Below are 10,620 nucleotides of genomic sequence, written 5' to 3'. Positions count from 1 at the left end.
CAGGGTTGGTCGTGTGCGCTGTCCTGCGCACACGGAAAGACCGGGGTTGGGCATCCTGCCCAACCCGCCCGAGGCATGCCTCGGGCCCATGCCGGGGACACCCCCGCCCCGCCTACCCACCCGGCCTTGGACAGATCTCTGCGGCTGACCCACCACGGGAAATCACAAGCAAGAGCAAAAGCGGGTCGCTTCGCTCACAAAGCCGAGGCCGCCAGCCATCCGCCGTTGCTGTTGCTTTTGCCTCTGCCTTTTTTCTTGATCTTCCCGTGGTGCGTGCCGGAGGCAGGAAACTGTCCAAGGTCGGGTGGGGAGGGAGGGCCGGGGCGTGTGCCGCATGGATGCGGCGACCCACGTTACATGGACGTACTTGCACCGCCCCCTGCCCTGCCTCCCCACCCGGCCAAACCCATGAACCCGGGCTTTCAGCGACCAACCCACCCCCACCACGGAGGGGCTCCGCCGTTCGCCGACCTCCGCCGAAGGCGCGCTTTCCACGGAAGAAATAATTTTTAGAGGACGTGTCGATTTCCAGCCCCCTGGTTCGTTGTACCCAGTGAAGGGCACGCACCACGCGTCCCCACGGGAGACTGCAATGAAAGTAATGGTGATCGTGAAGGCCAACGCCGACTCCGAAGCCGGCCGCATGCCCAGCGAACAGGAACTGTCCGAAATGGGCGCCTTCAACGAACAACTCGTGGCCGCCGGCATCATGCTGGCCGGGGAAGGCCTGCACGCCACCCAGCGCGGTCGCCGCATTCATTTCGGCAACGGCGCACCCAGGGTCGAGGCTGGCCCGTTCGGCCCCGCCAGCGAGCAGATCGCCGGATTCTGGCTGTGGGACGTGCGCTCGCTGGAGGAGGCCGTCGAGTGGGCCAGCCGCGCGCCGTTCGGTAGCGGGGGCACGCTGGAACTGCGCCCCCTGATCACCGCCGAAGACTTCGGTGAAGCCTTCACCCCCGGCTTACAGCAGCAGGAACAGCGTCTGCGTGCACAGCTGGAAGGTTGATCCGATCCATTTCCCCGCCGGGCATGGCCCGGCGCTGCCACCCTGAAACCCTCAACGGAGTAGTGCCATGAAACTGATTCCCTTCCTCGGCTTCAGCGGCCAGGCCCACGATGCGATGGCGTTCTACGCCAAGGCACTCGGCGGCCAGGTCACGTCGGAAATGAAGTACCGCGACATGCCGCCCTCCGATGGTTCGCCGGGCTGCAACGAGATGCCGCCGGAAACCCTCGACCACGTCGCGCACAGCCAGTTGGAGATCGGCAACGCCATCCTGATGGCCGCCGATGGCCCCGGCGGTGGCGAGGGGGGCTCGACCACCATCAATGTCGATGTCGACAGCATCGAGGAAGCCGAGCGCGTGTTCGCCGCGCTGGCCGAAGGCGGCCAGGTGCAGATGCCGATCGCCGAAACGTTCTGGGCGCACCGCTGGGGCATGTTGATCGATCGCTACGGCAAGCCGTGGATGGTCAACTGCATGAAACAGCCCTGATCCCTCTTTTCTTCATCCACAAGGAGCTTCACCGATGAGTACACCGCAACCGCAGATGATCTTCGTCAACCTGCCAGTGCAGGACCTGGAGAAGTCGAAGGCGTTCTTCACCGCGTTGGGATACAGCTTCAATCCAACCTACACCAATGACGATGCGGCCGGCATGGTCATCAGCGAGAGCATCTACGTGATGCTGCTGACCCAACCTTTTTTCCAGCAGTTCACCAACAAGCCGATTGCCGATGCGCACACCCACACGGAAGTGATCAATGCGCTCTCGGCACCCAGTCGCAAGGCCGTTGACGAGTTGGTGGACAATGCACTGGCCGCCGGCGCCAGCGAACCGCAGCCGGCGCGCGACCTGGGCTTCATGTACCAGCGCGGCTTCCAGGATCTGGACGGCCATCTCTGGGAAATCGCACACATGGACGGCGAGCCGGGCTGACGGTCGCTGCAGGGAGAACCCTCATGGCTTACGTGGATACTTACGTGCTGCCGTGCCCGCAGGACAAGGTGGCGGCTTACCGCCGCCTTGCCCGCAAGGCCGGCGCGGTGTGGAAGGACCATGGCGCGCTGCAGTACATGGAGTGCGTGGCTGACGACGTGGAACCGGGCAAGAGCACCTCGTTCCCGCGCGCGGTGAAGGCCAGGCCCGGTGAAACAGTGATCGTCGCCTTCGTGGTGTTCCGCTCGCGTGCGGCACGCGACCGCATCAACGCGAAGGTGATGGCCGACCCACGGTTGGCGTCGCTGGGCCCGAAGGACATGCCGTTCGATACCAGGCGCATGTTCTGGGGCGGCTTCAAGCCGATTGTGGAAGCGTGAGTTGCGGCGCTTGTGCGGGCCGGGCGTGCGTGCTGTGATCGGCGCATGCTCGATCCCGCACTGACGCAGCGTCTGGAGACCCTCTGGCGGATGGAGTCGCCGGTGTTGATCGCGCGCCTGGCGCGGCTGCTCGGGGGCGATGTCGGCCGTGCCGAGGAGCTGGCCCAGGACACCTGGCTGGCCGCGCTGGAGCGCTGGCCGGAGCAGGGCATCCCGGACAATCCCGGAGCCTGGCTGATGACCACTGCGCGCAACCGTGCCATCGATGTGCTGCGCCAGCACCGGCGCGTGGCGCAGCAGCATGCGCAATGGGGTGAGGAGCTGCATCCGGCCCCCTTGCCGGCGCCGGATGACAGCCAGGCGCTGGAAGATGACCTGGGGGACGACCTGCTGCGCCTGATGTTCGTGGCCTGCCACCCGGTGCTGCCTGCCGATGCGCGGGTGGCACTGACCCTGCGCCTGCTCGGTGGCCTGACCACGACCGAGATCGCCCGCGCCTTCCTGCAGCCCGAGCCGACCATCGCCCAACGTATCGTGCGCGCCAAACGCACCCTGTCGCAGAAGCAGGTGCCCTATGAAGTGCCGCGCGCGGAAGCGATGCCCGAGCGGCTGGCTTCAGTGCTGGAGGCGATCTACCTGGTCTTCAATGAAGGCTATGCGGCCAGCGCCGGCGATGACTGGATGCGACCGGCGTTGTGCGAGGAAGCGCTGCGGCTGGCGCGCATCCTGGCACATCGGCTGCCGGTACCGCCGGTTCTGGGCCTGCTGGCGCTGATGGAACTGCAGGCATCGCGCGCTGCGGCACGGACCGACGCGCAGGGCGCGCCGGTGCTGCTGGACCAGCAGAACCGAGCCCGTTGGGACTGGTTGCAGATCGAGCGCGGGCAGCAGGTGCTGGCGCGCGCGCTGGCGGCCGGTGGCGACGACGATCCCTACGTGCTGCAAGCGCGCATTGCCGCCTGCCATGCGGCTGCGCGTCGGGCTGAAGCCACCGACTGGCCGCGTATCGCTTCGCTCTATACCCAGTTGCTGCAGGTGATGCCTTCGCCGGTTGTCGCATTGAACCGGGTCGTGGCGGTGCTGCGCAGCGAGGGCGCGTTCGCTGCATGGGTACAACTGCAGCCGCTGCTGGATGAGCCGCGCCTGCGCGACTATGTCCCTTTGCAGGTGGTCCGCGGGGAGGTACTACAGGCGCTGGGGCGTGACCTCGACGCACGTCACGCTTTTGCCGAGGCCGCCAGGCTCAGCCAGAACCAGGCGGAGCGGAGCCTGCTGCGGCAACGGGCCGGACTGCCGCCCCAGGAGTGACTGCGACGAACGCAGCACTTGTCGGCAGACGCGTGAGCGGCTATGTTTCGCGCCCAGTGGGCGCATGAGCGTCCACGTTCCGTGCGTATTGACCGAGGAGCGGTTGGATGTATTCAAGGACGAAGAGCGCATCGCGCGCTTTTGCGCGCCTGCTTGCCTGTGCCCTGTGCCTGGCCGTATGGCCGATCGCCGCGCAGGCCGCAGACAAATCGCAGCAGGCCTACTGGGCCGGTTTTGCCTATACCGCTGATGCCGCTGCCGTGCAGGCGACCACGCCGCATGCGCACGCCGTGCTGGAAAAGCGCGGCCTGATCCCGCTGAACCAGACCTTGGCGCAGGCGCTCAAGCGCCGGCCGCCGGCGAACCTGGAACTGATCGACCAGCCGGTGGCGATGCTCGACGGCACAACCAGCGCGACGGTGCTGGCCGCCGCGCTGGACCGCGAACTGGTTTCGGTCGAGCCGATCGGCAACCAGTACAAGGTGCTGGTGGAAGTGGCCCTGCAGGCGCTGTTCTTCGATTTCCGCGAGCGCCAGGTGATTGCGTCCTATCCGCTGACCCTGCAGCGCATCGACGTGCAGGATTACCGTCCTGACAACGACGATATCGACACGATCGTCGCCGATCTGCTGTACGGCAGCGCCGATACCAGCCTGTCGCAGGTTCTGGCCGCCAGTCTCGCCCAGGCCAAGCTGCCCGATGCCGCCGTGCGTCGCCTGCAGGTCGGTGGCGTAACCCTGTCCGATGCGGCACGCGGCAAGCTGCCGGACCCGGAGTGGGAAGGCCCGCTGCGTGCAACGCTGGCCCATGAGCTTTCCAAGACGCTGTCGTCCAATACCGGCGTCGGCCTGCTGCCGCCGGCCTCGGGCCAGGCGATCGGCGGTGCGATGGCCGCGCGCTTTGCCGACGGCAAGGTCTACCAGCTGAAGATTCCCGAGCCGGACTACGTCATCACTGTGCAGGTCGATGCTCTGAAGAACGGCGTCATCAATGAGACCCCGGCGATGAAGACGATGCTGTTCGGCGCCTTCTTCACCGCGAAGGTGACCGAGCCGTTCTCCGGCAAGGTCTATTTCGAACAGCCGCTGCGCAAGGGGGCCACCAAGGTGGTACCGGTCACGCAGTGGCAGGTCGACCAGTGGTCGGCCAGCTACGAAACCCTGCTGGCCGGCTTCGACGCCTTCGCCGGCGCCGCCGCCAAGCGCGCCGATTCGCGTGCTTGGCTGGACGAACAGAAGCCGGGCGGCCGCCCGTTGCAGCAGCAGACCCAAGCCCTCCAGGAGTTGATCAAGTCATGTCGTTGATGCGTACCATCCTGCTCATCCTCATCGCCCTGGTGGTGGCCTCGCCGGTCGCCGCGCAGACCGCCAGCTCGCGTGGTACCGGTTCGGCCAGCTATGGCCTGCGCCTGAGCGCCGATACCCGCGCCCAGGCCCTGAACAAGGCCAAGGTCAATGCATTGGAGGCGTACATCGCTGAAACCGGTGCGGCCAAGCTGCGCCTGTTCGAAGACCGCCGCGCCGAGTTCATCGGCGAGATCGACCGCTATGTGCTCAGCGCCGTGCCGCTGTCGGACACCGAAGACAAGAAGGCCAAGACCTACACCGTCACCGTCCGCGCCGAGATCAACACCACGTTGCTGCAGACCAAGCTGGACGCGGGTTCGGCCGTGGCCGGTGCCACCGCCGCGCAGCGCTCGCTGCTGACCTTCCTGTTCATGGCACGCTCGCAGGACACCGTGCAGTCGTTCCAGGACAAGGAATACCGCCGCGTCGACGCCAGCAGCAGCTACAGCGAGAACACCCGTGAAGGCGACAGCTTCCGCGGCAACTCGGTCAGCACCAACGGCAGCATCAACCAGAACGGTTCGGTGTCGGTCACCAGCGGCGGCAGCACCACCCAGCGCAGCGACAACATCAGCTGGAAGGTGGCCAACGCGGCCGAGGTCAACACTGCGATGACCGGTGCCTTCAGCGCTGCCGGCTACGAAGTGGTTGAAGCCGAGTACGTGGAAGGCGAATCGCGCGGCCTGCTGAGCATCGAGCGCATCCGCAAGGATTTCAGCACCGGCAACGACCTGTCTGCCGCGACCCTGCGTGATACCGCCAACGGCATCCGCGCCGCCAACATCCCGTACATCGCCGTCGGTACCCTCGACGTCGGCATGCGCGACCGCGATCCGGCCAGCGGCAATACCCGCGTGTTCGTCACCGTCACCGGCAAGGTGCTGGACGTGACCGGTCGCTTCCCGCGCACCGTCTCGTCGGTGGGCCCGGTGCAGTTCTCCGGCACCGGCCCGAATGAAACCGTCGCCCGCACCAACGCCCTGCAGCTGGCCGCCGAGAAGGCCGCCCAGCAGATGATCAACGAACTGAACGTCAAGGCAGTCCGCTGACGTTACCGCTGCGCTCGCCGGGCATGGCCCGGCGCTACCGGCTCTGGTGGGTGCCGAGCTTGCTCGGCACTGACTCGCTGCCATCCCCGATCTCGCGTGCCGCGCTGCGGCCGTCTTTCTCATAAAGGAAATCCCATGATCCGCAATACCGCTCTTGTCGTGGCCATCGCTGCCGCCACTCTGTCGATGCCGGCCCACGCTGGCCTGGGCAAGCTGAAGGACCTGGCCGGTGCCGCCACCGGTACCTCCAGCAGCAGCGCCTCCAGCGCCGCCGCTCCGGACGAAGCCGCGCAGGAAGCGCTGGTGCGCCGTTTCGTCAGCTCGCAGTCGCACTCGCTGCAGGCCCAGACCTCGTTCGCCCGCGCCTTCGGCCTGGCCGAGCAGGTGCAGCTGCTGGAAGCCGAGCGCCAGGCGCTGTCGTCGGGTTCGGTCAGCGTCGATGCGATGAAGAAGTCGGTGTCGGTCAGCGAAGCTGCGCAGGCCGCGATCAACGAGCGCCAGGCCGCACAGCCGGAACTGAACGCTGAATCCAAGCAGCACTACGCCGAAGGCCTGGTCTCGCTGCTGGCGTCGGCTGCCGAAGCGCAGAAGCTGGGTGGCGAAGCCAGCAACTTCACCGCCGGCATGAAGAACCTGGGCGCGACCCAGATGGCCACCGTCGGCCGCAAGCTGGCCGCCGGTGCATGGGTGGCCAAGGAATCGCCGGGCTTCATCCAGGGCCTGTACGGTTCGACCAAGTCGGCCGTGACCTTTGCAAAGAAGAGCAAGGTGAAGGTGCCGTCCAACGCCGATTCGATGCTCGATTCGATCTGATCCGAGGCGAATCTCCATGCGTACGACAACCCGTTTGATCGGCCTGGGCCTGGTCGCCGCGCTGCTTGCAGCCTGCGGCAAGCAGGACACCCCGGCCACCGCGCCTGCACCCGCCAAGGACAAGGCAACCAGTGCGCTGGCCAGCAATGCGCCAGTGGAAGCAGCGCCCCTGCGTGGCACGCCGGATTTCGGCGGCACCACCCAGGTTGCGCGTGAAGCCGACGGCATCGGCAGCACCCCGGAACTGGCGGTGCTGGCAGCGCTGCAGTCGGCCGTGGCGCAGGTCAACGGCGTACGCGTGGCCAGCCAGATGCAGAGCCTGCGTGCAGGCCTGCATGTGGATGTGGATGGCGAACACGTCGGCGATATCCGCGCCGACGCGTTCACCCAGCAGATGATCGCCGGCTCGCAGGGCGCGGTGCTGGGCTATGAAATCCTGTCGCAGGATGAAGTGCGGCAGCTGGACGAGGAAACCATCGCCCGCGTGCGCGCCAGCGATGAAGGCTGGAGCTTCAAGGGCTCGGCGTCGGCCAATGCGTCCGGCGAAGCCTCGGCCAAGAGCGGTTCGGCCTCAGCCAGCGTCAGGGAAAGCTACGACGAGAAGGTCAACGTCGATGCCAAGCGTGGCGCCAGTTCGTTCGATTCCGACGTGACCCATCGCAGCATGCGCAGCTACTGGAAGGTGCGCGTGCGCGCGCAGATCGCCCAGTACCGCGCACCGGACGAGCAGGGCAAGCCGAAGATCGTGGTCGCCCTGCCGCGCACGAAGGCCGGCAGCTACGCCGTGGGCGATGGCCGCGTGGATGCCGATGAAGTGGCCGACGCGATCCGTGCGCGCCTGTCCGACACGCTGACCCAGACCCAGCGCTTCATCGTGCTGGACCGCGAGTTCGGCGACGAACTGCAGGCCGAGATCGATCACATCAACAGCGGCAACGTGCGCCTGCAGGACACCGCACGCGTGGGCCAGCAGCTGGCGACCGACCTGATCCTGATCCCGACCATCGAACGCTTCGAGTACCCGCGCAGCGTGCGCAACCTGCGCATGTCCGACCGCCAGGTGACCTCGTATTCCGGTGGCGGCCGCATCACCCTGCGCCTGATCAACGCCACCACCGGCCAGGTGGTGATGTCCGACAGCTTCGACCACCAGCTGGCCTCGACCGGTCCGAGCACCCTGCCGCGCGTGGTCAACGGTCGCAACATGGCGGCGGCGATGATGGAGTCGCTGTCCGGCCAGATCGGCACCACCATCGTCACCACGCTGTTCCCGGTGTCGGTGGTCTCGGTGGACGGCGACCAGGTGGTACTGAGCCAGGGCGGCGAAACGCTGCAGGCGGGCCAGCGCTGGCAGGCCGTGCGCCTGGGCGAAGAACTGAAGGACCCGCAGACCGGCCGCTCGCTGGGCCGCAGCGAACACCCGTGCTGCACCATCCGCATCGACCGCGTGGCCGCACAGACCTCCTACGGCACCATCGAAGACGGCGTCGACGCGATGCGCGGCGGTTTCCGCCCTGGCCAGATCGAACTGCGCCAGAAGCTGGGCAGCAAGCCGGCTGCAGCCGCCGCAGGCGCGACTGCCTCGGCCGCTCCCGCCGCCGCACGCCCGGCCGCCAAGCCGAAGCCCAAGGCGGCCGCCGCCCCGGCCGAAGACCCGAACTGGTAACAGACTCAAGCAACATACAGATGGGGTCAGAGCCCTTTCCCGCCGGGAAAAGGATCTGACCCCTTCGTGTTTCCGTCCGTGTCGACCAAGGTCGACACCCACCAACAGCAGCAGAAATCTGTCGAAGGCGGGGTGGGTCCGGTTGCGGGGGTGTCCGCGGCATGGATGCCGCGGCCAAGCCCCCATGGATGGGTTTACGGCGTCTCCCGCAACCGGACCCACCCCGCCATCCCACGGGATGCCGCTGTTGCTTTGGCTTTGGCTGCTGCCCTGGCATCGGCGGGTGCAGGGCGCAGCCCTGCCGAATCCCATTACACTCCAGAGGGATTTCCCTGCTGGAGAGAGCAATGAAACGAGTAGCACTGGGCCTGCTGGCCCTGTCAGTGTCGAGCGCACTGATGGCGGCCACCCCGAAATTCGACGGCGCGCGAATCTCCGCCGACGTCAAGGAACTGGCCTCCGACGCCTACGAAGGCCGCTCCCCGGCCACCGCCGGCGAAGAAAAGACCATCGCCTTCCTCAGCAAGCAGTTCGCCGATGCCGGCCTGCAGCCGGGCGGTGACCTCAAGGACGGCAAGCGCCTGTGGACCCAGGCCGTGCCGCTGCGCAAGGGCGACATCGTCGGCGCACCGCAGCTGGCGCTGCACCAGGGCGGCAAGACCGTCCCGCTGGAGCAGGGCAAGCAGATCGCCGTGCGCGCCGCCATGAACGGCGCCAGCAACGTCGACATCAGCAAGGCGCCACTGGTGTTCCTCGGCTACGGCGTGAAGGCGCCGGAGCGCAACTGGGACGACTTCAAGGGCGTGGACCTGAAGGGCAAGATCGCCGTGGTGCTGATCAACGACCCGGACTTCGAGACCGGCCAGGGTGATTTCGACGGCAAGGGCATGACCTATTACGGCCGCTGGACCTACAAGTACGAGGAAGGCGCCCGCCAGGGGGCGCTGGGCGTGCTGATCGTGCACGAGACCGCACCTGCGTCGTATGGCTGGGCCACCGTGGCCGGCTCCAACACCAACACCATGTTCGATGTGGTGCGCGACAACCCGGCGGAAAGCCACCCGCTGCTGGAAGGCTGGATCCAGCGCGACCTGGCGGTGGAGCTGTTCCGCTCGGCCGGGCAGGATTTCGAGGCGCTGAAGAAGAAGGCGCAGCAGCGCGACTTCACCCCGGTGCCGCTGACCGGCGCCAGCCTGGACGCGAAGTATGCGGTGAAGACCGAAGTGATCACCTCGCACAACGTGGCCGCGCGCCTGGAAGGCACCCGCCATCCGGACGAGACCATCATCTACAGCGCGCACTGGGACCACATCGGCGTGGGTGAGCCGGACGCGCGTGGCGACCGCATCTTCAACGGCGCACTGGACAATGCCAGTGGTACCGCTTCGCTGATCGAGCTTGCCCGTGGTTTCGCCAAGGCCAAGCGCCCCGAGCGCTCGGTCCTGTTCCTCGCGGTCACCGCCGAGGAAAAGGGCCTGCTGGGCTCGGAGTATTACGCCACGCACCCGCTATATCCGCTGGAAAAGACCGTGGCGGTGATCAACATGGACGGCATGGCGCCGTTCGGCCCGTCGCGTGACTTCGGCATCTACGGTGCGGCGCGCTTCGAGCTGCTGGACCAGCTGAAGGACGTGGCCAAGGGCTGGGACATCCGCTACACCCCGGACCCGAAGCCGGAAGCGGGCCTGTTCTTCCGCTCCGATCACTTCCCGTTCGCCAAGCGTGGCGTGCCGGCACTGTCGTGGTCGGCCGGCCAGGACTGGGTGGACGGTGGCGTGGCCGCAGGCAAGAAGGCCTCCGAGGACTACACCGCCAAGCGTTACCACCAGCAGGGCGACGAATGGCAGCCGGACTGGGTGTTCGCCGGTGCCGCCCGCGACCTGGAAGTGCTGTACACGCTGGGCAACCAGCTGGCCAACTCGCGCAGCTGGCCGAACTGGAGCAAGGACGAATCGTTCCGCGCCGTGCGTGACGCCAGCGCCGACCAGCGCAGATAAGGGAAAGCGTGGCGCGCTGCCCCGCCATCCCCGGTAGCGCCGGGCCATGCCCGGCGTTGCACGGAAGGCTTCCATCCCCGCTTTCCGGCCCTTCGTCGCAGCCCGCTTGTTTGCCCGGCG

At 66.9% G+C, this 10,620-nt stretch carries 10 protein-coding genes; all 10 read left to right on the top strand.

Annotation, left to right across the window (positions count from 1 at the left end):
* The first annotated feature begins 592 nt into the window (after positions 1 to 592).
* The 10 genes from QRO91_RS10855 (at position 593) to QRO91_RS10810 (ending at position 10,500) form a co-directional block, all read left to right on the top strand.
* A complete protein-coding gene (locus tag QRO91_RS10855; protein ID WP_049426767.1) occupies positions 593 to 1,006 on the top strand; it encodes a YciI family protein in 414 nt (137 codons plus the stop codon).
* A gap of 67 nt (positions 1,007 to 1,073) precedes the next feature.
* Positions 1,074 to 1,496 (top strand): VOC family protein, encoded by a 423-nt coding sequence (locus tag QRO91_RS10850; RefSeq protein ID WP_106551248.1) that lies wholly within the window; start codon positions 1,074 to 1,076, stop codon positions 1,494 to 1,496.
* Positions 1,497 to 1,530: 34 nt separating this feature from the next.
* Positions 1,531 to 1,941 carry a VOC family protein gene (locus tag QRO91_RS10845; RefSeq protein ID WP_197650942.1) on the top strand — a complete coding sequence of 137 codons (411 nt, stop codon included), beginning with the start codon at positions 1,531 to 1,533 and terminating at the stop codon, positions 1,939 to 1,941.
* 23 nt (positions 1,942 to 1,964) lie between these two features.
* Positions 1,965 to 2,321 (top strand): DUF1428 domain-containing protein, encoded by a 357-nt coding sequence (locus tag QRO91_RS10840; RefSeq protein ID WP_197650943.1) that lies wholly within the window; start codon positions 1,965 to 1,967, stop codon positions 2,319 to 2,321.
* Positions 2,322 to 2,366: 45 nt separating this feature from the next.
* Entirely contained in the window at positions 2,367 to 3,629 is a 1,263-nt protein-coding gene (locus QRO91_RS10835) for an RNA polymerase sigma factor (protein ID WP_285310391.1), read from the top strand.
* Positions 3,630 to 3,736: 107 nt separating this feature from the next.
* Positions 3,737 to 4,933 carry a hypothetical protein gene (locus QRO91_RS10830; protein WP_197650947.1) on the top strand — a complete coding sequence of 399 codons (1,197 nt, stop codon included), beginning with the start codon at positions 3,737 to 3,739 and terminating at the stop codon, positions 4,931 to 4,933.
* Positions 4,924 to 6,024 carry a hypothetical protein gene (locus QRO91_RS10825; protein ID WP_049426773.1) on the top strand — a complete coding sequence of 367 codons (1,101 nt, stop codon included), beginning with the start codon at positions 4,924 to 4,926 and terminating at the stop codon, positions 6,022 to 6,024. The genes QRO91_RS10830 and QRO91_RS10825 overlap by 10 nt, the downstream gene beginning before the upstream one ends.
* Before the next feature lie 135 nt (positions 6,025 to 6,159).
* Positions 6,160 to 6,837, top strand: a complete 678-nt coding sequence (locus QRO91_RS10820) for a hypothetical protein (RefSeq protein WP_197633009.1) — start codon at positions 6,160 to 6,162, stop codon at positions 6,835 to 6,837.
* Between the two features lie 16 nt (positions 6,838 to 6,853).
* Complete coding sequence (locus tag QRO91_RS10815) at positions 6,854 to 8,503, top strand: CsgG/HfaB family protein (RefSeq protein WP_197650948.1); 1,650 nt, start codon at positions 6,854 to 6,856, stop codon at positions 8,501 to 8,503.
* 347 nt (positions 8,504 to 8,850) lie between these two features.
* Positions 8,851 to 10,500: a M28 family metallopeptidase gene (locus QRO91_RS10810; RefSeq protein ID WP_100443757.1), complete on the top strand. Its 1,650-nt coding sequence runs from the start codon at positions 8,851 to 8,853 to the stop codon at positions 10,498 to 10,500.
* Positions 10,501 to 10,620 lie beyond the last annotated feature (120 nt).

The organism is Stenotrophomonas maltophilia group sp. Smal32 (assembly GCF_030237085.1).
In the GTDB taxonomy this organism is placed as follows: domain Bacteria; phylum Pseudomonadota; class Gammaproteobacteria; order Xanthomonadales; family Xanthomonadaceae; genus Stenotrophomonas; species Stenotrophomonas maltophilia_Q.
The sequence above is the reverse complement of the archived record's forward strand: the minus strand, read 5'-3'. Positions and strand labels throughout refer to the sequence as shown.

Bases quoted from the DNA above. Each gene is read 5' to 3' on its own strand.
- QRO91_RS10855 (WP_049426767.1), top strand. From the start codon at position 593: ATGAAAGTAATGGTGATCGTGAAGGCCAACGCCGACTCCGAAGCCGGC.
- QRO91_RS10850 (WP_106551248.1), top strand. From the start codon at position 1,074: ATGAAACTGATTCCCTTCCTCGGCTTCAGCGGCCAGGCCCACGATGCG.
- QRO91_RS10845 (WP_197650942.1), top strand. From the start codon at position 1,531: ATGAGTACACCGCAACCGCAGATGATCTTCGTCAACCTGCCAGTGCAG.
- QRO91_RS10840 (WP_197650943.1), top strand. From the start codon at position 1,965: ATGGCTTACGTGGATACTTACGTGCTGCCGTGCCCGCAGGACAAGGTG.
- QRO91_RS10835 (WP_285310391.1), top strand. From the start codon at position 2,367: ATGCTCGATCCCGCACTGACGCAGCGTCTGGAGACCCTCTGGCGGATG.
- QRO91_RS10830 (WP_197650947.1), top strand. From the start codon at position 3,737: ATGTATTCAAGGACGAAGAGCGCATCGCGCGCTTTTGCGCGCCTGCTT.
- QRO91_RS10825 (WP_049426773.1), top strand. From the start codon at position 4,924: ATGTCGTTGATGCGTACCATCCTGCTCATCCTCATCGCCCTGGTGGTG.
- QRO91_RS10820 (WP_197633009.1), top strand. From the start codon at position 6,160: ATGATCCGCAATACCGCTCTTGTCGTGGCCATCGCTGCCGCCACTCTG.
- QRO91_RS10815 (WP_197650948.1), top strand. From the start codon at position 6,854: ATGCGTACGACAACCCGTTTGATCGGCCTGGGCCTGGTCGCCGCGCTG.
- QRO91_RS10810 (WP_100443757.1), top strand. From the start codon at position 8,851: ATGAAACGAGTAGCACTGGGCCTGCTGGCCCTGTCAGTGTCGAGCGCA.